This is a genomic window from Anaerobacillus sp. ABD4_527 (genome assembly GCF_056160805.1).
Map to the genome: position 1 here is coordinate 1,066,291 of NZ_JBSWXZ010000001.1, position 22,982 is coordinate 1,089,272.

Consider the following 22,982-nt stretch of genomic DNA (forward strand, 5'->3'; position numbering starts at 1 on the left):
TCTGATGCTGCTATTTCATAAGCTACTCGACTGATTCATAACTTTTCCACTTTTATGCTTTTGTGCGTTTAAGTAATACCGTTATTTTATACCTGATCCTTTAGTCTGTCAAGACAAAGTCATATAAAAAAGCACCAGTGAGAACTGGTGCTTTTTTACATACCGATATACCTAGAATAAAGAGCTTTAGCTCGCCCACTATCACTTGTTCCTTGAACGAGCACTCGACCATCAGGAAAAATGACCAACCGCTCACCTTCATCTAGCTCTGCTTTGAGTAAGAACGGCGTTTTCTTTACTTTAGCGACTTTTTCGAGTTTAAGAGACCACTCTTTCAAATCAAACGCCTTCTCAAGACTAATCTGTATCGTTTCTCTACCACATAAGGAAGCAACCTCGCTGGCTGCACCATGTTGTAATGCTGGAAACTCTTTCTTTTGGCAAGCAGGGCAGTCTGTTTTCGGCGAAGAATACTTCATCGAGTACGTGTGATTATTCCATATATCTACTGTCAGTAAACAACGATTTAATTTCTCATAAGCACCCACAATGTATTTCATCGCCTCAGTCACTTGATAAGACGCGATAATATCTACTATCGGTGAGATAACACCAATCGTATCACATGTTTCACCAGTAGTTCCTCCAGCGTCCTGTATAAAGCATCTCAAACAAGGGGTTTCACCAGGTATGAAGAGTGCGGTCATTCCACGAGAACTAACAGCACCTCCATAAACATATGGAATTCCTTGTTTGAATGCGGCATCATTGAGTAGGAAGCGCGTAGAGAAATTATCCGTTCCGTCCATCACCATATCGATCTCTTCGGTTAGTTCAAAGATGTTTGAAGCATTCACATCAGCTGTAATGGCTTCAATCGTCACCTCAGAGTTCATTCTTTCAAGCTTTCGTTTCGCTGCAACAGCTTTTGGCAGAGTAGCTTCAACATCATCCTCGTCAAACAACATCTGACGTTGTAAGTTGCTCTTCTCTACATAATCACGGTCTACGATTCGAACTTTGCCTATGCCTGCTCTTACCAAATGATTCGCTATAGCAGTTCCTAACGCGCCCATTCCAACTATGAGAATACTCGTCTCTCCAAATTTCTTCTGTCCTTCTTCTCCAATTTGTGAAAATAACATCTGACGTGAATAACGATGGTACTGACTCATTGATTCTGCCCCTTTCGGATTAACATATATTCTTCTATGGTATTCACGTTCGTAAAGGATTCAAGTTCTTTATCTTCAAACATTATATGTCGTACTTTAAGTTGTTTAAGTGCAGCCATCACACGGTTATTGCCTAGTATTAATTCACGTTCAATGCTGTCCTTACACGTGTTTTTGTACAATGCACAGAGTGGCTGTATACGATCATTAGCAATTGGGATAATGGCATCAGCCTGCGGATGGTGCTTTGCCTCTTGAATAAGTTTTGAAAAAAGATCTGCAGTAACGAGTGGCATGTCACAAGCCACCACAACATAGTAGTCTGCATCTATTACACCCATCGCAGAAACAAGGCCTGCTAGTGGGCCCATCCCTGCAAATCTCCGATCATCCGTGATAACATCTGCTTGCTTTTCGGGTTCGAACCTCGTCATAAGCTCTGGCTTTGTAACGATGAGACATTTATGAACCTGTTTCGTTAACTCAATGACGATTGTCTTATAGAAAGGTAAACCTTGATATTGGACAAAAGCTTTATCGCGACCAAACCTTCGTGATTCCCCTCCTGCTAACAACACACCACAGACTTTCATAGGAACCACACTCCACATGCTATGCCTCCACATAGAGAGGAAACCATGTTAACGACATCGTTATTTATTCCACTAATTCCTTTTGTCTTTGTGGTGCTGGCCCCACAGTGTACGTGGTGTTCAGTTTTGAGAGAACATTTCATACAATAGAACTCTTCCTGAATGGTAGCACCGATTATGGTGTCGATTAAACTACCCAGTACTCCAGCCCCAATAACCACAAGGAAAAGTGTGAATGGTAGGTCAAAAAGAAAGAAGCCAACTCCCGCTACTAGTAGTGAAGCAAGAAAAGAAGCTAGTAAACCAGGCATACTCACTGCCCCAGAGGTGCCTCTAGGTACAGTACGTAACTTAAGGATATGGTATGGGTCTCTCTTTGCGAGTACGCCGAGCTCTGATGCCCACGTATCTGCATTTGATGCAGCAAGAGCTGAAATAAAAAAAGCAATCCACCATAGAGAAGGAAATATTGCCATCATAACACCAGCAAAAGCTGCTGCTCCTCCGTTAGCTAATACTTGGTACTCATCTCTCGCTGAACCCTTTAAAATGATTCGTTCTGTTTCTTGCTTTCGATCTTGTTTATACTTACTCCATAGTGTAGAAGTGCCAAAAAACACCCCTAGTAACACTAGTCCTTTCCACCCAAACCCATATGCGATGGCATTTCCGGTGAATATAGCGGCAACGGTACCCTTTCTAGTCAATGCTCCCATCTTCAAGCCAACGACACCTGTCAAAAGGACAACGATGAAATAAAGGAGCATCATATGAAGCGTAAAATCTTTTTATCTGTGATAAGCGTTTCAACTGGAAGATCGAATGGCTCGACAGGTAATTTCTCGACTAATTGAATGCTATATGCTAATGACACGGTTTGATTATCATATTGCTGCAAAAACCTGTCATAATAGCCGCCTCCGAATCCAATCCTGTATCCGTTCTCATCAAACAATAATCCCGGTACAACCAATAGCTGAATGTTCTTTGGCTCACAAGCTTTGGTAAGCTCAGGTTTAGGCTCTTGCAATCCAAAATACACTGTTTCTAATTCATCCCAACTAGTTAAGTAGCGGAATGTCATCGACTTATCCTCTGGATGGCATTTTGGTACAGCGACTTTCTTCCCCACTGACCACGCATGCTCAATAATTTTCTTCGTATTTACTTCATTTTTCATTGCAACTGTTAGTCCGATTGTCTCCGCTTCTTTATAAGGATCATATGTAAAAAGGTTATCGAGGATCCGGTTATCAAGCTCTACTTTTTCCTTGTTTGTCAATTCCTTTAGACGGCTTTTCATATTGGTTCGAAACATTTGTTTTGTTTGCATTAATACCTCTCCTCTATATGATCGTTACTAACTATCAGTGTAAGGGAAAGAAGACAAATAAAAAAGCAGTAGGATAACCTACTGCTTACTTTGTTTCGCGATGTAACGTGTGTTTCTTTAGTCTTGGGCTATATTTTTTAAGTTCAAGACGATCTGGGTTTGTACGTTTGTTCTTTGTTGTAATGTAGTTACGATCGCCAGTTTCAGTGCAAGCCAATGTAATTTGTACGCGCATGAATATCCCTCCAAATCCTATCAAACTGTTCATTTAACAACATACTTTATTATGATAACAAACAAATATGGTTCTATCAAGTTGTTTTTAGTGCTGAGAGAACTTTATATTTTTCTATATAATCCTTGACTACATCAACATACGTAGCGTGTGACCACGTAAGCGGAGCAACCGAGAGCGGCTTTCCTGTATAGGGATTGACTTGTTCAGGCAGTATGCCACTTGATAAGGAGTGCTGGTGTGCCCATTCAAGGTGTACCTTTGCTTGGGCTAACTCCTCGACCGAATTTGCTTTTGCGATTTTCCACTTCGCCATCCATAATGTGCAAATGATCCAAGGGTTTCCCGGTACCTCTTCTACGTTTTGTGATTGTTGAAAGTAATAATCGCTTACGTAGCGAGCTATTCCACCGACGGATGTTTTTACAGAAAGGCGCTCTTCTATTAATTCCATTGTTCTAACAATCCTCGGATCATCTGGCGGTAGTACTCCAAATGCAAATAATCCAAATACACTACTCTCGATCGTATAATCTTTCGTTATCTCACCTGTTTCACTATTTGTATAAATCCCCCTAATAAAACACGAGCGGTCTTCATCGTAAAAATGTTTTTCGATTCCTTTTTTAATTTTCTCTGCACCTGCAAAATAACTCTCTGCACGATCGTCTTCACCAAATAGTGTCGCAAATGAATATGCGGCCATTAACCCACCATACGTTGCTGCTGCAGTGAAACTAAACACACCTAGACGCTCTTCCCATAGATCGTAGGAAGGGTGAGGTAAACTGAGCGATTCATCCATATAATCGAGCAGAAATCTAGCACCAGGCCGAATAAGATATTTATAAAGTGATTGAGCAAACTCGATATCTCCCGTTGATTGATAATGCTCCCAAAAGGCCCAAAGAACAAGAGCCGTCTCATCTTCTTGAATAGGAAGCTGCGGAGATCCTTTTCGATCGATATAAGGGTGCCAGCTCGAACCAACCGATCCATCTGGATTATACTTATGATGAAGGTAGCCATCAACGGACAACAGCTCAGCACAACATCTATAAAAGTTTGAGACCATGCCGTGATAACCTGCTTTAGATAATGAAGCGGCTATCAATGCCCCATCTCTCGGCCACATATAGCTGTAGTGATCGCGATTATAATGAAGGATATCAGAATCATTAGCAGCGATGATCGTTCCGTTCTGGTTAGTTTGAGTACGAACGATAAGAAGACTTCTCTTATATAGAGATAGTAGATGAGGACTAAGATCAGATTCAGGAATAACTGATTTGTTTACCCACCTGTTCCAATACATTCGGATTTTTTCAACCGTTAAACGAGTTCCGATTTCACTCACATACGCATGTAGGTTGTTAACTTCTTCCTTCGTTCTGCCGACTGTCATCCAATAATAGGCAGTCGTTTCAGAGTTAGCAGCAATTTTCGTTTCAAGCGAAAATGTGCTATCAACAGATCCTTGTGCGATCGGATTCACATGGAGGTGACCATCTTCTGCATCGCGCCACGTACCTTCTGCAGATTGAAATCGTTTGACCCCTGTTGTATATTGCTCGATACCTCCACCATCCACCTCTCCATTAAACAAGAAATATCGATACCGCTTGTAATGAATAATGGATTTAGTGTCTGGACAAAAGTAAGCCGTGTCTCCTACTTCAGTTTCATATATGTTTAAGTCTTGATGAAAGAACAAACGGACTTCCTTTTCTTTTTCTTCTAAGTTTTGAATCGTGATCTTACGTATCATCAACATTTCCCTCTGATGGACACCTTCTTCAAATATCAATTTCAATCCAAGATGAGGATGGTATGCTGAACTGTAAGTAACAAGAGTATCTTCGTCATAATCAGGGTTTATTTCCCATTCGGATGAATGTAACCACGAAAAATTCCCATCTACCCATACCCCAATCCTGTTTGCATGTCCTTGAACATGATTTTGCTGACCTACATAAGGGTAATAGATATCTCTGATCTGCAAGAACTGATCCATATTGATCAAAAGCTGTCCGTTTCCAATCACTAAGTGTCTAGGCATCTTGTCCCTCCTCGTCCACATCTATTTTAGTGTATTTCACAAACCTTCGAGAGATTACTTGTACGAGAGATAAACATAAAAAAAGCCGCCTTCCTATATAGGAAGACGGCTTACATATTAAGCGTTCAAATCGTATCGTTTACCTTTTACAACATAAATCACACTTTCAGAGATATTCGTGCAGTGATCACCAATTCTCTCAATGTAACGACAGATAAATGCGAGTTGCTGAATCTGACTAATACTATCAGGGTATTTTGTCATGAGTTCGAGTAGTTCTTTTACCAATCGACCATACATCGTATCGATTTCGTCATCAGCATCCGCAACAGCTTTCGCTTGATTCACATCTTCTTCATAGAAGGATGACAATACTTCTCTTAGCATGTTGTTTGCTTTTTCAGCAAGAGCAGGTATCTCTTCGATTGGCTTTACGAAAGGTTTATCACCGATTCGGATGATCGACTTCGCGATGTTAACAGCCAGATCGCCTACTCTTTCAACATCAGTAGAAATTTTAAGCGCTGAAATCAAACGACGTAAGTCTGAAGCAAGTGGTTGCTCTTTTGCAATAAGCCAGATTACTTTTTCGTTGATCTCTTCTTCGAGTTCATTAATTTCGTGATCATTATCGATGATTTCAAGAGCTTTCTCTACATCCTGGTTTTTCAATGCTTTAATTGATTCGTCAACAGCGAGCTGAGCAAGAGAACCTAGCTCTAACAGTTGAGCTTTGATTTCATCTAATTGTTCTTGGAAATTTTCTCTAACTACCATAAACAGTCACCCCCGAAATTTTTAACCGAAACGGCCAGTAATATAGTCTTCTGTACGCTTATCTGATGGATTAGAAAACAGCTTGTTCGTATCAGAGAATTCAACCACTTCACCATTAAGGAAAAAGGCTGTTTTATCGGAGATTCGAGCTGCCTGCTGCATGTTATGCGTAACGATGATGATACTGAATTCTTTCTTCAATTCTTGAACGAGTTCCTCAACTTTAAGTGTAGAGATCGGATCAAGTGCGGATGTTGGCTCATCCATCAAGATGACATCTGGTTCGATTGCAAGACAGCGTGCAATACAAAGACGCTGTTGCTGTCCACCCGAAAGACCGTATGCATTTTCATTCAATCGATCTTTCACTTCTTCCCATAGAGCTGCGCCTTTTAAGCTTTTCTCTACGATTTCATCGAGTACTTTTTTATTCTTGATTCCGTGGATTTTAGGGCCGTATACCACATTCTCATAGATAGATTTCGGGAATGGGTTTGGCTTCTGGAACACCATTCCTACTTTTGTACGAAGATCTTCAACTTTATATTTGCTATCGAAGATATTATTGTCACGGTATTTAATATCACCAGACATTTTTACGATCGGCACCATTTCAACCATTCTGTTTAGGGCTTTGATAAATGTAGACTTTCCGCAACCTGAAGGTCCGATAATTGCAGTGACCTTATGTTCAGGAATTTCAAAGTTAATATCCGTTAACGCTTGATCTTTCCCATACCATAAGTTGAAATTCTCAATTTTGTATACTGATTGACCATCTGCTTTTTGTTCAGCTTCAGCACGTTGAGGTTTTTGGATCTTTTTTTCATCCATAATTGTTTTCATGATAACATTCCCCTTTTCATGTTGATGAGTAGAGCACGACTTTTCTTATAAACGTTTTGAAAATTTATTACGAATTAACACTGCGATAGAATTCATGATTAAAAGCATAGCGAGTAAAACGATAATTCCAGCTGCCGCTACGTCATGGAATTCAGTTTGTGGACGACTTGTCCAGTTAAAGATCTGAATCGGCATAACAGTAAAACCAGAAAGAAGGTTCTCAGGTAAATAGGCAACGAACGTAAGAGCTCCAATCATTAGGAGTGGTGCTGTTTCACCAATAGCTCTTGATAGTGCCAAGATTCCCCCAGTCAAGATTCCTGGAATTGCTGCTGGTAGTACGACTCTGCGAATGGTTTGCCACTTCGTCGCTCCCATTGCGTAAGATGCTTCCCTTAATTCTTTCGGCACAGAACGAACGGATTCCTGTGAAGCTACAACGATGATCGGCAAGATCAATAAGCTCATCGTTAACCCACCGGCAAGAACACTACGTCCCATCTCAAGCATACGAACGAATACAGTTAGACCGAGTAAACCAAATACAATAGATGGCACACCCGCAAGATTTGAAATGTTCAATTGAATGAACGTTGTAAATCGGTTTTTCTTTGCGTATTCTTCAAGGTAAATCGCTGTTCCAACTCCTAGAATTAATGAAACAGGTGCAATGACTCCCATTACCCACAGTGACCCATAAAATGCAGCCTTTATTCCTGCTTTTTCAGGGAAACGTGATGCGAAGTTTTGAAAGAATTCCAAGTCTAAATACCCAATTCCTTGAGTGAATATCCGATAAAGGAGGATAACGAGAACAACAAGGGCGAACATAGTAGCCCCAAAAAAGACTCCTTTTAGTACGTTGTTCTTCATCAACCTCGTTTGCATTTTACTTTTAACTTTTGATTGATCGATTAATTGCATTAGTATTCCTCCCTGAATCTTCGAGAAATATATTGAGCGATGAGGTTCATGATCAGAGTGAATAAGAACAGCGTCATCCCTACTGCATAGATACTATAGTAGATCGTTGTACCAAATCCAGCATCTCCAAGACTCACCTGAACGATATACGAAGTCATCGTTTGAATCGACTCGGTTACGTCCATTGTTAGCTTAGGTGTAGCACCACCAGCTACCGTTACGATCATTGTTTCTCCGATCGCTCTTGAAATAGCTAGAACAAATGAAGCGATGATACCAGAGAGAGCTGCAGGTAGAACGACTTTCACCGCAACTTCAAAACGAGTTGCACCTAGTCCGAGAGCACCTTCTCTAATTGCATTTGGGACAGAACTCATAGCATCCTCAGATAGGGAAGCGACCATTGGTATGATCATAATCCCAACCACAATTCCTGGGCTCAAAGCATTAAATACAGGAAGATTAGGAATAACGTTCTGCAATACCGGAGTTACAAATGTTAGCGCAAAGAATCCGTAAACAATCGTTGGAATTCCTGCTAGTACTTCCAATATCGGTTTAATAAATCGTCTTACACGATCACTTGCATATTCACTCAAATAAATGGCAGCAGCTAATCCGAATGGGATTGCTACAAGCATAGCAATAACTGTAATCATAAGAGTTCCTGAAATAAGCGGCCAAATACCATAGTCAGGATCTCCTTCAAAGAAAGGATACCAATCTTTATTTGTAAAGAACTCCACTATTGAAACGCGGCTAAAGAACGTAATGGTTTCAACAATAAGTGTAAACACGATTCCTAGCGTCGTTAGAACTGAAAGAATAGCACATACAAGCAATAAACCAGGAACCAATTTCTCCATAAAATTTAATCTTGTTTTTTGCTTATCTTTTCTATCTTTAATCATCTGACGAATTGATCTTTCCATAATAGTACTCCCCCTCACACTAGAGCAAAACAGGTTAAAGTGAGGAGTAAGTTCACTCCTCACCAAACTGTTTTCAATTCATTATTTTCCAGCGATCTCGTTAAGCTTATCCATAGCTTCTGTATACTTCTCATCAGGTAGAGCTACATAACCAACAGCTTCAGCCATCTCACCAGCATTTTCAATCATAAACTTATTGAAGTCATATACTGCAGGATTGTCTTTTACAGCAGAATGCTTAACATAAGTGAATAGTGGACGAGAAAGTGGCTCGTACGTTCCATCTTGAATTGTTTCAGCGTTTGGCTCAATTGCTTCGCCTTCACCATTTACAATTGGAACAACATTTAGATTATCTTTGTTTTCAAGGTAGTAAGCATATCCGAAGAATGCCATACCGTTTTTAGAACCAGTTACACCGTTAACAAGAACGTTGTCATCTTCAGAAAGTGTAGCTTCTTTATTCATTTGCTCTTCTTCTAGAACAACTTCATTGAAATAGTCATACGTACCAGAGTCAGTACCTGGGCTAAATAGTTCGATCTTTTCTTCAGGCCATTCAGAGTTGATTTCACTCCACATTGAAACTTCGCCAGTCCAGATTTTCTTGAGATCTTCAATTGTAAGCTGATCTACCCAATCATTCTCAGCGTTTACAACGATAGAAAGTCCATCTTTTGCAACTTCGAATTCAGTAAATTCAATTCCAGCTTCTTCTAGTGCAGCGACTTCCTCTTCTTTGATCGGACGAGATGCGTTACTCATGTCAGTCTCACCGTTAGAGAATTTTTCAAATCCACCGCCAGAACCGGAAACACCTACACTAACTTGAACCTTAGGTTGAGCAGCTGCATATTCTTCAGCTAGAGCTTCAAAGATCGGGAATACAGTAGAAGATCCGTCAACCATTACTTCTCCTGATACTTCTTCTCCGTTTCCAGACTCACCGCCAGCGTTGTTTCCTGCGTTTTCTGAGTTGTTTCCACAAGCTGCTGCGAAAACCAAAATCAATGACATTACTAGCATTAGTGCGATGCCTTTAAACTTCATGTGTTTTTCCCCCTAAATGGATGTGTTTTTTTGTATGGGTCATTAGGACTGCTACTGACCTCTCAACCACAATTACAAGAATACAGCTTGTTTATTAATTGCATATAAACCGATTGTAAAGATAGTGTAAATGCTTGTAGAAATGCTGATTTTCTTGCATATAATTGTGAATTGTTGTCGAAATCGCAGGACTTTAGACCTGATTAATCCTTACTCTTCCCAAACCAAAAAGAAAAAACCGCATTTCTGCGGTTTTTTATCTCATTCTTTATCCTTATTTTCAATTTCACTTCCACTAGGTACTTTCGCCTTGTTTTTGAGGTCGAAATAGGCATCTAATATTCTTCCGCCTATTTTCTTATTAACAAAGCCAGAGCTCGAATCGTTTACTTCCGGTATGACAACAGAAAAGGCAACCTCAGGATCGTTATAAGGAGCAAATCCTACAAGGGTCAAATTGTAATCCTCTCCGATCTGAGCCGTTCCTGTCTTTCCAGCTGCAACATAGTCATCACTCTGAAAGAAGTTATAATTCGTTCCTGCAGTTCCTTCTTTCGTATTCATAACCATCCACATTCCCCTTTGAATGTGTTCTACTTCATCTTTGCTCATTTTTACTTTATTCAATACTTCAGGAGTATGTTGAAAAAGGACAGTATTGGACAGTGTATCGCTTTCTGATGGTTCATGTACTTCTTTTAATAGATGAGGTTTAATGCGATAGCCTCCATTTGCAATCGTAGAAACGTATTGCGCCATTTGCATTGGCGTATACGTATCATACTGTCCGATCGACAAATCAAGTAAATTACCGAACACCCCAATTCCTCCATTAAGACCTGCACTTTCACCAGGGAGATCGATTCCAGTTGGAACACCTAATCCAAATTGAGAGAATGCTTCTCTCATTTGATTGTACGCTTCAGGATTATAGCTACTCCTCTTATTAGGTTCGTAGTCATACCCTGCCATCATCATTGCGATTTTAAACATATAGACGTTTGAAGACTTTTGTATTGCCACTAAATCCGATATTCTGCCCATCGCTCTAGAGGTATAAGAAGCTTTGGTTTGACCATTCGAAAATCGAAGCACCTCATCTACTAGCATATCGTTGGGATTAATGACATCATATTGATACCCAGCTAATACTGTAGCTCCCTTAATCGTAGAGCCCATCGCATATGAATCTCCGATCACACCAAAGGTTCTGCCCGTATACTTCCCATTATTATAAGCTTTACCTGCTATTGATAAAACTTCGCCAGTAGCAGGGTCCATCATCACAACATACCCTCTAGTCGCACCATATTTTCTGGCATCACGTAATTCTTCTTCTAAAATTTCCTCTACTTGTTGTTGTAGATCGATATCGATCGATAAAACAAGATCATTTCCCCGTTGTCCCTCTATTACTTCTGGCTCACCAATCGGCTCACCGGATTTATCCGTCACAAACTTTTGTTTTTCTTTTTGTCCTTTGAGAAATTCTTCATATTGCTTCTCAAGATAGCTAATACCTACTTGGTCATTCCTATCATAATCTCTAATTCTGTAGTAAGTAAGGCTTTCACGAGGAATGTGTCCTACATTTCCAAAGATTGTTTGAAGCGTCTCACCATATGGATATTCCCTTGTCGCGTCAGCTTGAATATCAACTCCAGGTAATTCACCGAGGTTTTCACTAATGCGTGCGATCTCATCTTCCGTTAACCCCATCTTAATCGTTTGAGAAGAAAGAGCGTACCCATTATCCATCGCTCTCTTTATGGCTGCTACTTCTAGTTCAGTCTCATCACCTTTTATTTCAGCTAAATCTTTATCATCGATACGCTCTATTTGGAGCTTGTAAGCCTCTGTTGAATCTAAATTCTCCCACTCTTGTTCTGAGAGCTTCTGTTTTGCTTCTTCTGGGCGAGTCACGATCCAATAATCCTTTAAATCCCGATCTGTAACTTCTTCAGAATCTTTCTCGATTAGTTCGGCGAGTTTTGTTGCAAGATCTAACCGTTCTGATTGATTCGTATTTTGTGTTCTTATGTACGTAAGAGCGAACTCGGGATTATTATCTACAAGAACTCTTCCGTAACGGTCATACATCTTTCCTCTAGGGGCACTTGATTCTGCCGTTACATTTTCAGTCTGCTCTGATACCCGTTCATATTCTTCACCGTCCACAATTTGAATGACACCAAGACGCAATACAAGAACTGAAAATAAAATAAAAACGGACAAGAATAATATATTTAACCTTATCGGCACGTGGTTCTTTTTCTTTCTATTAGGATTCACGTTATTCTTCCTTTCAACACACAATTAGGCACCTGTAGAGTACAGGTGCCCTATCCCATATTTATTTACTATACTTAGTGATACACCAATTGTAAAGGGTATAATGAGCTATTGAACTGGCTCTACCGACTTTTCACTAAAAGTCCTAACAATCTTGAGTTTTCTGTAGAAGAAGAAAATAATGGAATGACCAATTCCTAGGATCATCAATAGTGTAGGTACGATTTGAACATCGTTTGAAATCGAGATCGCTATTAGAAACACTGTGATTGATACAACCCTTCCAAAGTTTAAATACACTTCTCTTACTACAATGTACTCAATCCTCATTTCCGCAGCATTCCAAGCTTTTCCGATCACATCGTATGTTAGTGATACATATGGAACAAACAAAACGGGATAAGCGATAGAAATACAAATGCCGTAAAGCAACAAGCGCGAGAACGTTAATTCAAATAAAAGAATAACCACTGAGACATATAGCATAATTCCTGCATATAGAATTGCTTTTATACGAAAACGTGGTTTTATTAATCTTGTCGCAAGGTAATAAACCAGGAACGAAACAGCGGAATTCACCAAACCAAATGTTCCTATCGCAAGCTCACTGCCAGTCGTAATAAATACGAGAACAGCAATGACAAAAATAAATGTTCCCTCTCTTAACCCTTGGAAGAAGTGAGCATGAAGAACATTTAGCCAATCGCTGTTCGATTTACGTTCGTTGAAAACTCGCATGAATGAAAAGTTGCCTTTCGCCGATCGCCTCTTTAAGAAAAAACTCAAGATAACCGCCGCTGAGAAAAGCAGCAGTGAGACTCCAAATATAATTTTGTACCCCGTGTATGATTCAAGACTTGAAATGACTACTCCTGCGAAAATAGGACCGATCATTCCAGCAAAAGAAGTTAGAAGTCCTAGAAAACCATTAAAAAAATCTCTCGTATCAGGCTCAGTTATTTCAAATGTTAATACATTAAACGCAAGCCAATAAAACCCAAACCCAATTCCAAGCAGTGCTCCCAATAAGACGAGTAACTGGCCAGCATTTTGCCCTAGTAGTAAAACCGTAATATAAAATAGCGCCAAAAAGATTACGCCGATTCTCAATACAATCACTCGATCCATCTTTTTAGCCCATCGTCCAGCTAAAATAAATGTAAGCGGTTGACTGATGACAACTGAAAGGTTGTAAATCGCAATATCTGCAAATTCACCTGTTTGTTTCCATAAATAAACGTTTACAAACGTATTTGAAAGAGCAATGCTCAAAGCATACAATCCGCCGATCGTTAATAATAAGAGTAGATCTTTTGTAACAGCTATATCACCCATTACGTGTTTAAGTACTTTCATGGCAAACTCCCCTTTTTTCCTCCTCCCTTATTTTGTATTAATTCTGTCTCCTTATGCGAAAGATTAGAAATGGGTAAGATGTTTTTGAAAGGAGAGTTCGATGTATTATTTTATCTATACAGGGGACGTCATTTCTCATCAAATTAAGAATACTCTTTTATCACAACTGATTTCTTTTGCTAAAAAACTTGAGCAGCCACATACATATAATGAAGAAAAAAATTCATTAACGCTGCCTACATTCTTCATATCGATCAGGGAAAATCAAATTTTTTCCTATAGCAAGTACGATTTCAATGATGGTTGTGCGATTACAGACCTTGTTATTGATTATCTCTTAGAACATCTAGGAAGCGTCTATACAAAAATAGAACCATAAAAAAAAGCCCCGACAATTCTGTCGGGGTTTTGGCTATTATTTTGCAGCTTCGTAACGCTTAGCTACTTCATCCCAGTTAACAACATTCCAGAATGCACTGATGTAATCTGGGCGCTTGTTTTGATACTTAAGATAATAAGCATGCTCCCAAACGTCAAGACCAAGAATTGGAGTAATGCCTTCCATTACCGGAGTGTCTTGGTTAGGAGTACTAGTAATTTCTAGTTCTCCACCTTTAACGATAAGCCATGCCCAGCCAGAACCAAAGCGTCCTGCAGCAGCACTAGCGAACTCGTCTTTGAAGCTCTCAAAGCTTCCGAATTTCTTTTTGATTGCTTCGCTCAAGTCACCTGATGGTTCGCCGCCACCGTTTGGACTAAGTACTTGCCAGAAAAGTGTGTGGTTAGCATGTCCGCCACCATTGTTTCTTACTGCAGTACGAATTCCTTCAGGTACAGCATCCAGGTTGCCAAGAAGATCTTCAAGGCTTTTGTCAGCTAAGTTTTCATGACCCTCAAGTGCACCGTTTAGCTTTGTAACATAAGCATTGTGGTGTTTGCCGTGGTGGATCTTCATTGTTTCTTCGTCGATATGTGGCTCTAGAGCGTTAAAATCGTAAGGTAGTTGTGGTAGTTCAAATTTAGCCATTGTAAATCTCCTCCTTTAAAAGTATGTAACCCTTGTGACTATTGCGTCACAAGTCGTGATCACAATGTATCACATTTTTACAGTAGCAGATTTATCCTCTGTTTTCAAATGTTTAACATCGTGATGTTGTCACCACTTTTATAATTCCACACATATAGAATCGTAAACATAAAAAAACCACCTACAAGGTGGTGAATCGATGTTAATATGGTGGCTCCGGACGGAATCGAACCGCCGACACGTGGATTTTCAGTCCACTGCTCTACCGACTGAGCTACAGAGCCATGTTTTTTTCTTATGTACTATTATGTTTGAAAGAGTGAACTCAAATTGTGAGTTTAGGTTGCCCCTAAAGGGACTACGATTAAAAATTAACGAAGAAGATTATTCGACGTAGTTAATTTTTTTAAATTGGTTGCGGGAGCAGGATTTGAACCTGCGACCTTCGGATTATGAGCCCGACGAGCTACCGAACTGCTCCATCCCGCGACGATATGAATGAATGAATTTCGTACTTGCTTCTATATGCTGTGCACTGTTTCTTCCTCTGCAAGGATTGCTACGATGCGTATCCGTCGAAACAACTCGCTGTGTTTCTATGAAGTTTCGCTCGTTGCTCCATCCCGCGACGATATGAAAATTTAAATTTTGTTCTTGCTACTTCCATACTTAGAAGAAAGATGGCGGAGGAAGAGGGATTCGAACCCCCGCGGGCCGTTAAGCCCCTGTCGGTTTTCAAGACCGATCCCTTCAGCCAGACTTGGGTATTCCTCCGCGTATGGTGGACCCTGCAGGACTCGAACCTGCGACCGGACGGTTATGAGCCGTCAGCTCTAACCAGCTGAGCTAAGGGTCCAATTTAAATGGGGCGACTGATGGGAATCGAACCCACGAATGCCGGAACCACAATCCGGTGCGTTAACCACTTCGCCACAATCGCCATTGTGTTAAGTTAATATGGTAGCGGCGGAGGGGATCGAACCCCCGACCTCACGGGTATGAACCGTACGCTCTAGCCAGCTGAGCTACACCGCCATATGGCTCCACAGGTAGGATTCGAACCTACGACCGATCGGTTAACAGCCGATAGCTCTACCACTGAGCTACTGTGGAATATCTCTTAACGACAAGAATAACTATACCATAGAGATTAAAAAGAAGTCAATAACTTTTGTAATATAATTTTCATTGCTGAAAAATCAGCGATGAAATTACTATAGCATGGTTTTGTCCCTTCATCAAGATTACTATAGAACATATACAAGAAAGATAACAATCATTATTGCTTGGATAGCACCTTTCATTAACGCTCCCCCAAGAAAACCAAGTAAAGATCCGACTCCTACGTTAATAGACTCTCTTAATGGTTTTCGATGAAAGATTAACTCTGCTGCAACTGCTCCAATGAAAGGACCAAGAATAATTCCAAGAAACGGTATAACGAATGGTCCAACCAATAAGCCAATTGTACTTCCCCATATGGCGGCTTTTGATCCCCCATATTTTTTGACCCCAAATAAGTTGCTAGCATAATCAGCAAGAAATAGTAACGCGGTAAATAGAATTTGAATAATCCAGAAAGAAACTGTCATTGAACTAAATTCGAAAAATACACCGTACACAATATATCCTATGTAAATAAAAAGAACCGATGGAATAATTGGATAGATTAGTCCTACAAACGCCACTACAAACGATGCTATTACGAGTACCCAGAATAAGATATCCATGGTGCCCCCCCTTTTTCTTCTATTATATAGAATAAAAAAAGTCAGGGCTAGATTAGCCCCGACTTTTTATCACTCTTCTCCGATAACTGCTTCAGCAATATTAACAGCGTGATCACCAATACGTTCTAGGTTACTGATCATATCTACAAAGACGATCCCTGCACTTCCTGTACATTCGCCTTCGTTCAACCTCAAGATATGCTGCTTACGAAGAGATCTTTCCATTTTATCAATTTTATCTTCTAATTTCACGACATCACGAGCCTTCTCAACATCCCAATTATCCAATGCATCAAATGCTTGGTGAAGAGTCGTTAGCGTAAGCTCAAACATCTGATCAAGATCTTTCATAGCTACATCCGTCATCTTCACTTTGTTACTGATCTGATAATCAACCAGCTCGACGATATTTTCCATATGATCTCCAACTCGCTCAATATCACGAACCGAGTCCATCAACATACCATGTCGAGTTGATTCCTCAGCTGAAAGAGAGGTTGCAGATAACTGAATTAAATAATCTGTGATCTTTGTGTCTAAGTTATTGATCGCATCTTCATATTGAGCAGTTTTCTCTGCACTCTTTTGCTCTTTTGAAGTGACATACTTCGAAGCTTCTTTTACACCTTTATAAGCAAATTCGCTCATACGAATAACTTCTTCTTTTGCTTGTCCAAGCGCGACAGATGGAGAACGTTCGATAAATACCGGATCAAGGTGCTTTGGCTTATACTCGATCGCAGTATCATCACCAGGAATAATTTTTGTTACTAATACAGCAAGTAATGCAATGAATGGGAACTGAATAATTGTATTAGAAACATTAAAAATACCGTGTGCAAATGCAATAGTCATTTCTGCATTTAAATTAAGTGCATTTTGGATATATGCAATGAAAGGTGTGTACAGTGATAATATAATCAAGAACACTGTAGTACCAATTAAGTTAAATATAACGTGTGTAAGTGCTGCTCTTCTTGCTGCAACTGAGGCACCAATCGATGCTAAAACAGCAGTTACTGTCGTTCCTATGTTATCTCCGAATAGAACTGGCATAGCAGCTTGTAGGGACATTGCATCCTGAGAGAATAAACTTTGCAGAACGCCAATCGTAGCACTTGAACTCTGTACGATGACAGTAAATACGGTACCGATGACTACTCCCAATATTGGGTTTTCACTCATACTAACCGTAAGATCTTGGAATACCTGAAGCGTTCTTAAAGGTTTCATACCGTTACTCATCAGTTCTAAACCATAGAATAAACCACCAAAACCAAAGATGATCTGTCCAAGATACGTTATCTTTTTGTTTTTAACAAAGAAGATCAATGCTGCACCAATAAATAGGATAGGTAGTGCGTAATCTTTGATAGGTATACCAATTATGAATGCTGTTACAGTTGTTCCTATATTGGCTCCCATTATAACTCCGATAGCCTGTTTAAGAGTCATAAACCCTGCATTTACTAGTCCTACTGTAAGAACTGTAGTGCCTGAACTGGTTTGTAACAAGATCGTAACGACTATACCTGCTAATACACCCATGAATGGGTTCGTTGTGAAGCGATCTAATATATCTCTTAATCGATCGCCCGCTGATCTTTGAAGGCCATCACCCATATACTTAAGTCCAAACAGGAAAATACCTAGACCTCCCACAAACTGAAAGATCATCTCCTGAACGTTGAGTTCCATCATTTCAACCCCTTGCACCATTTTATTTTTTTCGACAATACTCAACAAAGTCCCTTGTCTATTATCTACATCACCCTATCTTTTGTAAAGACTAAATATAGATTTTGTAATGATTTATTCACAAAGGGAATGAAAAACTTTAACCGAGTTTATTGTTCCCTAAGTGGAATATAAGCTAAACTAGTTTATGGGTTTGTGTAATCAATGGAAGGAGATTTGAATTTGAACATATTTAAACAATTATTTTACAGCCTTTATTCTCCAAAGATGATGGCGCGCTTTCGTTTTCAAAAGCTTGGCAAACCGATCTTATATGTTTTTCTTTTAATGCTTCTTGCATCCGTACCAGTTGGAATTCTAACCACCGTTACATTTACGAATGCTTACGATGAATTGAAATCCCATATAAGTGATGTTCCTGAATTTAAACTTGTAGATGGAACGTTATCTGCTGATCAAGATGAGCCGTATATCACGAAGGAAGACGGAGAAACATTTATCTTTGACGCTACTGGTGAAACAAAACCTGATGATGTAGAAGGATATAAGACTGTCATCGCATTTTTAGGAGACAGAATAATGATTAAAGACTCTGGTACATTACAGGAATTTGATTATAGTAACTTCAGTACGATGAGTTTTACAAAAAGCGATGTGATTGAACTTTCACAAACACTCGATGATTTGCTCCCTATCTTTATACCGCTTGTCATTTTCGTCGTGTATCTTTTACAAACCGGTCTTAAATTTATAGGTGTGACGGCCCTTGCTACAATTGGTTTGACCTTAAAAAATATGACCAAGAGAAGAGTTTCCTATAAACAGCTTTGGATACTCTCTGCCTATTCTGTAACCATTCCAACGTTATTTTTCACTATTATGAGCCTGTTACGTACCCAAGTTCCATTTGGCTTTTTAGTATACTGGTTCGTAGCGATCTTGCTATTGTATATGGTACTGAAAGAAATTCCACTCCCCAAAAAGAGGCAAGAATAATCATTAGAACTAAAAAAATCCTCCCGGTGTACCGGGGGGATTTTTTTACACTTGCTGAGTTTCATCAGCTACTTTTTCTTCTATCAGAATTCTTGTTCCATCCACATCTGTAATCGTTACGATGGTACCTTCATCAATCCATCTTCCAACTGAAATAGCGCTATACTTCTTATTATTCACTTCGATCGTTCCACTTGGCCTAAATGGTGTGATCGCTTTTGCTGTATGACCTACCAGGTCTTTGTATTCATTATTCATCGAGTTATAACCCATATCACCACTTAATCGATCTTTTAAGGTCATTTTCGTCCACATCTTCCTCGCAGTAAATACCTTCAAGAATAAGAATGATGCAGCTGCTCCTAATAGAAAACCACTAGATACGAGAAGTCCGTAAATGAAAGAAGGTGAAGGTAACGCGACTGCAGTAATCATGATAAGGATACCGATTAATCCAAACGTACCATCGTTTAGTAACTTTCCATCGAGCACCACCAAACCAAGACCTACTGCAAAGACCAGTCCCATCCAGAGGATTGAAACTGTCGACGTAAGGTGGAAACTGAAATAAAGCGTTAAAATCAATAACCCAATCAGTCCAAAAATCCCTTTTGTGCGCACTAGAATTTCACCGAATAAGAATAAGACCCCTAATAAGACGACGATGAATCCAATCGCAGGTACAGCTAAAATATCCATCCAAAACCGCCTCCCTATTTATTCCTCTTTCCTATATACGAATGAACATCAAAAAAGTTTCTCGGTTTTTATGATTGAAACGCCCCAGCAATGCTATCGATGATCGATTTAACAAAATCAATAAACTTGCTAATAAAATTCTTGGTTTCTTCCTTGTTTAGAAATTCATTCAAGTTTTCTTTTGCATTCTCTAATTGACTTCTAACTTGATCCCAATCAATATTCAAATTCTTCATTCGTTCAAATAACGCAACAAGGCCGTCTAACTCCTCATTTGTTAATTCAATACCAGAGTCTTTTGCGATTTGTTGGATAAGACTTCTAAGCTCTTCTTCTGTTTCAGGTGGATTCGATGCTATCTCATCTTTTATCTTTGTCATTAATTCCGTAGCTTTTTCTGCTCCAATGCTTTCACTTAGCTTAGCTGTCTTTACTAACTCTTCATTTGCGACTTGTTTTTGCTCTTCTGGTATCACTTTGTCCGTGCTGACTTCGTATGCTTTTATCAAACCAGTGAGTGCAGCCGTTCCAGACACTTCAATAGGTGCAGTAACATAAACGTCAGCGTCCTTAACACCAGCCGTTATCAAAGCGTTTGTATACATTTCATCTGTTACCCAATTGATATTGTTCGTTTCTACACTCAACCCTTCATCCTTTTTGCCTATCGTGATCGAAGATGATGAAAGAGCACGTGTTCCGATCAAGCCTTTGCTTATATAGTCACCAAGGTATTGATGTTCTTCTTCGTTAGATACCGTAACGGTTAATGCTTCTTCTGGAGCATTCATTTCTTTCAATAACTCCTGTTGTTGACTTTCTGATAAATCTTCACCCAGCGTAATGATGACGTCCCCTTCACTGGCATCAGCCAATGCATCTATAGGTAATACGAACACAAGCAAACTAACTGTTAATAAGTATGGTAAAAGTTTTTTGATCATCATTCATTCTCCTTTATTTTAGAAGTAAGGAAAGTAATGCACCTATATGCATGTTATTTTACTGCAGTCCTTGCTCAAAGAAAAGAAAATTCGAAAAACAGAGGAATAACCTCGTTGGACAAGCATAAGGTAAAAGTAAAAACAGTTAAGAAAGCGGTGTTTGCAATGCGTAAGCTATTAACTGCTTTTATAATAATTCTTGTGCTTCACACCACCTATTACGATTTAACAACCGGGACTCTTGCAACGTATAATCCTCCTGCAGTACAAGTTGTTTCCGAATCCAACGAGCAGAAAGAAAAGCCTTATGTTCTCTACAAAGTAGCTGCGGGAGATACGGTTCTTTCAATTGTCGAAAAGACGAACGGCTCAATTCCAGTTTCTATAGATACTGTGGTAGATGATTTTAAACAGTTAAACGGAATTCTCCCTACACACATCCAAATAGGAGAACATTATAAAGTTCCATCCTACATGGATGTGGAAACCCAGTGATTATTTCTTGTCAATCGCATTCATAAGTTGCTACAATGAGATAGTATTATTAATGAGTCTAAATCCTTATGCAGGAAAGAAATAATCCAAGCTATCTAATCATGAGGTATGATCCTACATGTAAAAGGAGCGATTTTCGCATGAATGAAATTACTCACCGTACAAAGACAAGACCTGTAAAAGTTGGTCCTTTGACTATAGGTGGAAACAATGAAGTCGTCATTCAAAGTATGACAACGACTAAAACACACGACGTCGAAGCCACTGTGGCTGAGATTGAGCGTTTAGAAGAAGCTGGATGTCAGGTTGTTCGTGTTGCTTGTCCTGACGAGCGCGCAGCAAATGCTATCCCAGAAATAAAGAAGCGCATCAACATTCCGCTTGTAGTAGATATTCATTTTGATTATAAGCTCGCTCTCAAAGCCATCGAAGGTGGAGCTGATAAGATCCGTATCAATCCAGGTAATATCGGACGAAGAGAGAAAGTCGAAGCAGTTGTTAAAGCAGCTAAAGCAAAAGGCATTCCTATTCGTATCGGTGTAAACGCTGGTTCACTTGAACGAAAGATCTTGGAGAAGTATGGTTATCCAACAGCACAAGGAATGTTGGAGAGTGCACTTCATCACATCAAGATTCTAGAAGACCTTGATTTCTATGACATCATCGTGTCTATGAAGGCTTCTGACGTAAATCTTGCAACAGAAGCATACGAGCTTGCTGCTAAAGCATTCGACTATCCACTGCATCTTGGGATTACAGAATCAGGTACGCTTTTCGCAGGTACTGTAAAAAGTGCTGCAGGTCTCGGAGTCATCCTTTCAAAAGGGATTGGAAATACAGCACGTATCTCATTAAGTGCTGACCCTGTAGAAGAAGTTAAAGTTGCAAGAGAACTCCTTAAATCATTTGGACTTGCGGCAAATGCAGCAACGTTGATTTCTTGCCCAACCTGCGGAAGGATCGAGATCGATCTGATCAGCATCGCCAATGAAGTTGAAGAGTACATTTCCACAATCAAGGCTCCTATCAAAGTTGCAGTTTTAGGCTGCGCAGTAAATGGACCAGGAGAAGCACGTGAAGCGGATATCGGTATAGCAGGTGCACGTGGAGAAGGGCTACTTTTCCGTCATGGTGAAATCATACGAAAAGTCCCGGAAGAAATTATGGTTGACGAACTGAAAAAAGAAGTCGACAAGATTGCTGAAGAGCATTACAAGAAGATGGAAGAAGAAAAAGCTAAAGCTGAATCAAACGCATAAAGAAAGAGCCTGTTCAAATGAACAGGCTCTTTTACATTTATCCACTAAAAGAACGGTGCAAAGAATAACGAAATGATCATTGAGGCTACCCCGACGCCGATAGCCCAGCTACCAAGAGTCGTAAGTCCTCTCCTTCTCGCTATAAACCCTACTACGATACCCGCTGCTCCAAATATGACGGGTAAAATAAACAGGGAGATAACCGAAAGAGCAAGTGCGGCTATACCAACACCGACTCCCGTTTTCTCTTGCTCCTGTCTTTTAGCTTCAAAATGTTCTTCTCGCTCCTCAGCTCTTGGACGTTCATTTTCAGGCGACTGTAAATAAGGACGATCAAGAACTCCAGAAGGTGCTACTTCTGCAGCTGATTCTTCGAGGTAATCTTCTTCCGATTTTAGATCAACTCTTTCTTCCTCCAGAAGTTCCAAATCCTCACGTTTGTCTTCTGTCATATACATCCCTCACCTTTAATCTGTAGTGGAGCATGTTTAGTATTCGCAAAGTTACGGTAGGTTATTTGCTATTATGAAGTAAGTTACTACCAATTCCTCAATCGAGATCG

At 39.8% G+C, this 22,982-nt stretch carries 23 protein-coding genes, 7 tRNA genes and 1 other annotated feature (1 of these 31 running past the window's edge); of the genes, 4 read left to right on the forward strand and 26 right to left on the reverse strand.

The features are described 5' to 3' along the window. Window positions 1–48, reverse strand: a binding site (T-box leader); it reaches 156 nt to the left of the window's first position. A 107-nt stretch (window positions 49–155) separates the two neighbouring features. From ACXAHI_RS05635 to ACXAHI_RS05695, 13 genes are all read right to left on the reverse strand, one after another. After that, window positions 156–1,175, reverse strand: coding sequence for a ThiF family adenylyltransferase (locus ACXAHI_RS05635; RefSeq protein WP_474846585.1), 1,020 nt, complete (start codon window positions 1,173–1,175; stop codon window positions 156–158). Then, window positions 1,172–1,786 (reverse strand): molybdenum cofactor guanylyltransferase, encoded by a 615-nt coding sequence (locus ACXAHI_RS05640; protein WP_474846587.1) that lies wholly within the window; start codon window positions 1,784–1,786, stop codon window positions 1,172–1,174. Before ACXAHI_RS05640 ends, ACXAHI_RS05635 begins: the two co-directional genes overlap by 4 nt. Beyond that, window positions 1,765–2,538: a DUF92 domain-containing protein gene (locus ACXAHI_RS05645; RefSeq protein WP_474846589.1), complete on the reverse strand. Its 774-nt coding sequence runs from the start codon at window positions 2,536–2,538 to the stop codon at window positions 1,765–1,767. Before ACXAHI_RS05645 ends, ACXAHI_RS05640 begins: the two co-directional genes overlap by 22 nt. Next, a complete protein-coding gene (locus ACXAHI_RS05650; RefSeq protein WP_474846591.1) occupies window positions 2,535–3,101 on the reverse strand; it encodes a 5-formyltetrahydrofolate cyclo-ligase in 567 nt (188 codons plus the stop codon). Before ACXAHI_RS05650 ends, ACXAHI_RS05645 begins: the two co-directional genes overlap by 4 nt. An 85-nt stretch (window positions 3,102–3,186) precedes the next feature. After that, window positions 3,187–3,336, reverse strand: coding sequence for a 50S ribosomal protein L33 (gene rpmG / locus ACXAHI_RS05655; protein ID WP_136947542.1), 150 nt, complete (start codon window positions 3,334–3,336; stop codon window positions 3,187–3,189). 76 nt (window positions 3,337–3,412) lie between these two features. Next, window positions 3,413–5,395 (reverse strand): glycoside hydrolase family 15 protein, encoded by a 1,983-nt coding sequence (locus ACXAHI_RS05660; protein WP_474811113.1) that lies wholly within the window; start codon window positions 5,393–5,395, stop codon window positions 3,413–3,415. Window positions 5,396–5,512: 117 nt separating this feature from the next. Then, a complete protein-coding gene (gene phoU, locus ACXAHI_RS05665) occupies window positions 5,513–6,172 on the reverse strand; it encodes a phosphate signaling complex protein PhoU (RefSeq protein WP_270179286.1) in 660 nt (219 codons plus the stop codon). Between the two features lie 21 nt (window positions 6,173–6,193). After that, window positions 6,194–7,009, reverse strand: a complete 816-nt coding sequence (pstB, locus tag ACXAHI_RS05670) for a phosphate ABC transporter ATP-binding protein PstB (protein WP_442865119.1) — start codon at window positions 7,007–7,009, stop codon at window positions 6,194–6,196. Window positions 7,010–7,063: 54 nt separating this feature from the next. Then, window positions 7,064–7,942, reverse strand: a complete 879-nt coding sequence (gene pstA, locus ACXAHI_RS05675) for a phosphate ABC transporter permease PstA (RefSeq protein WP_270179287.1) — start codon at window positions 7,940–7,942, stop codon at window positions 7,064–7,066. After that, a complete protein-coding gene (pstC, locus tag ACXAHI_RS05680; protein ID WP_474814753.1) occupies window positions 7,942–8,853 on the reverse strand; it encodes a phosphate ABC transporter permease subunit PstC in 912 nt (303 codons plus the stop codon). Before pstC ends, pstA begins: the two co-directional genes overlap by 1 nt. A 102-nt stretch (window positions 8,854–8,955) precedes the next feature. Further along, the gene (locus tag ACXAHI_RS05685) at window positions 8,956–9,924 is read right to left on the reverse strand and encodes a PstS family phosphate ABC transporter substrate-binding protein (RefSeq protein ID WP_474811110.1); all 969 of its coding nucleotides are present in this window, start codon (window positions 9,922–9,924) and stop codon (window positions 8,956–8,958) included. 261 nt (window positions 9,925–10,185) lie between these two features. Further along, window positions 10,186–12,216 (reverse strand): peptidoglycan D,D-transpeptidase FtsI family protein, encoded by a 2,031-nt coding sequence (locus ACXAHI_RS05690; RefSeq protein ID WP_474846593.1) that lies wholly within the window; start codon window positions 12,214–12,216, stop codon window positions 10,186–10,188. A 108-nt stretch (window positions 12,217–12,324) separates the two neighbouring features. Beyond that, window positions 12,325–13,572 (reverse strand): MFS transporter, encoded by a 1,248-nt coding sequence (locus ACXAHI_RS05695; RefSeq protein WP_474846595.1) that lies wholly within the window; start codon window positions 13,570–13,572, stop codon window positions 12,325–12,327. Window positions 13,573–13,672: 100 nt separating this feature from the next. Here ACXAHI_RS05695 and ACXAHI_RS05700 point away from each other — a divergent pair, with 100 nt between their 5' ends. After that, on the forward strand, window positions 13,673–13,951 hold the full coding sequence (locus tag ACXAHI_RS05700) for a hypothetical protein (protein WP_474846597.1): 279 nt from the start codon (window positions 13,673–13,675) through the stop codon (window positions 13,949–13,951). Window positions 13,952–13,987: 36 nt separating this feature from the next. Here ACXAHI_RS05700 and ACXAHI_RS05705 read toward each other — a convergent pair whose 3' ends face one another. From ACXAHI_RS05705 to ACXAHI_RS05750, 10 genes are all read right to left on the reverse strand, one after another. Beyond that, entirely contained in the window at window positions 13,988–14,599 is a 612-nt protein-coding gene (locus tag ACXAHI_RS05705) for a superoxide dismutase (RefSeq protein ID WP_270179293.1), read from the reverse strand. A gap of 208 nt (window positions 14,600–14,807) precedes the next feature. After that, window positions 14,808–14,883 (reverse strand) — tRNA-Phe (locus ACXAHI_RS05710). 128 nt (window positions 14,884–15,011) lie between these two features. Further along, window positions 15,012–15,088 (reverse strand) — tRNA-Met (locus ACXAHI_RS05715). A gap of 192 nt (window positions 15,089–15,280) precedes the next feature. Further along, a tRNA-Ser gene (locus tag ACXAHI_RS05720) sits at window positions 15,281–15,373 on the reverse strand. A gap of 5 nt (window positions 15,374–15,378) precedes the next feature. Then, window positions 15,379–15,455: transfer RNA gene (locus ACXAHI_RS05725), tRNA-Ile, on the reverse strand. An 8-nt stretch (window positions 15,456–15,463) separates the two neighbouring features. Next, window positions 15,464–15,539, reverse strand: a tRNA-His gene (locus ACXAHI_RS05730). Window positions 15,540–15,557: 18 nt separating this feature from the next. Next, window positions 15,558–15,634 (reverse strand) — tRNA-Met (locus ACXAHI_RS05735). A 3-nt stretch (window positions 15,635–15,637) separates the two neighbouring features. Beyond that, window positions 15,638–15,712 (reverse strand) — tRNA-Asn (locus ACXAHI_RS05740). A 134-nt stretch (window positions 15,713–15,846) separates the two neighbouring features. Continuing rightward, window positions 15,847–16,329, reverse strand: coding sequence for a DUF456 domain-containing protein (locus tag ACXAHI_RS05745; protein ID WP_474846599.1), 483 nt, complete (start codon window positions 16,327–16,329; stop codon window positions 15,847–15,849). A 69-nt stretch (window positions 16,330–16,398) separates the two neighbouring features. Next, a complete protein-coding gene (locus ACXAHI_RS05750; RefSeq protein WP_474846601.1) occupies window positions 16,399–18,027 on the reverse strand; it encodes a Na/Pi cotransporter family protein in 1,629 nt (542 codons plus the stop codon). A gap of 222 nt (window positions 18,028–18,249) precedes the next feature. On the opposite strand from ACXAHI_RS05750, the gene ACXAHI_RS05755 reads away from it, so the two are divergent. Continuing rightward, window positions 18,250–19,023, forward strand: a complete 774-nt coding sequence (locus tag ACXAHI_RS05755; protein ID WP_474846603.1) for a DUF1189 domain-containing protein — start codon at window positions 18,250–18,252, stop codon at window positions 19,021–19,023. A 45-nt stretch (window positions 19,024–19,068) separates the two neighbouring features. Here ACXAHI_RS05755 and ACXAHI_RS05760 read toward each other — a convergent pair whose 3' ends face one another. Further along, window positions 19,069–19,722, reverse strand: coding sequence for an NfeD family protein (locus ACXAHI_RS05760; protein WP_474846605.1), 654 nt, complete (start codon window positions 19,720–19,722; stop codon window positions 19,069–19,071). A gap of 68 nt (window positions 19,723–19,790) precedes the next feature. Beyond that, window positions 19,791–20,666, reverse strand: coding sequence for a DUF1002 domain-containing protein (locus tag ACXAHI_RS05765; protein ID WP_474846607.1), 876 nt, complete (start codon window positions 20,664–20,666; stop codon window positions 19,791–19,793). A gap of 114 nt (window positions 20,667–20,780) precedes the next feature. On the opposite strand from ACXAHI_RS05765, the gene ACXAHI_RS05770 reads away from it, so the two are divergent. Then, window positions 20,781–21,161: a hypothetical protein gene (locus ACXAHI_RS05770; RefSeq protein ID WP_474846609.1), complete on the forward strand. Its 381-nt coding sequence runs from the start codon at window positions 20,781–20,783 to the stop codon at window positions 21,159–21,161. 140 nt (window positions 21,162–21,301) lie between these two features. After that, window positions 21,302–22,420, forward strand: a complete 1,119-nt coding sequence (ispG, locus tag ACXAHI_RS05775) for a flavodoxin-dependent (E)-4-hydroxy-3-methylbut-2-enyl-diphosphate synthase (RefSeq protein ID WP_474835237.1) — start codon at window positions 21,302–21,304, stop codon at window positions 22,418–22,420. A 44-nt stretch (window positions 22,421–22,464) separates the two neighbouring features. Here ispG and ACXAHI_RS05780 read toward each other — a convergent pair whose 3' ends face one another. Next, on the reverse strand, window positions 22,465–22,872 hold the full coding sequence (locus ACXAHI_RS05780) for a hypothetical protein (RefSeq protein ID WP_474846611.1): 408 nt from the start codon (window positions 22,870–22,872) through the stop codon (window positions 22,465–22,467). Between the last annotated feature and the right edge of the window lie 110 nt (window positions 22,873–22,982).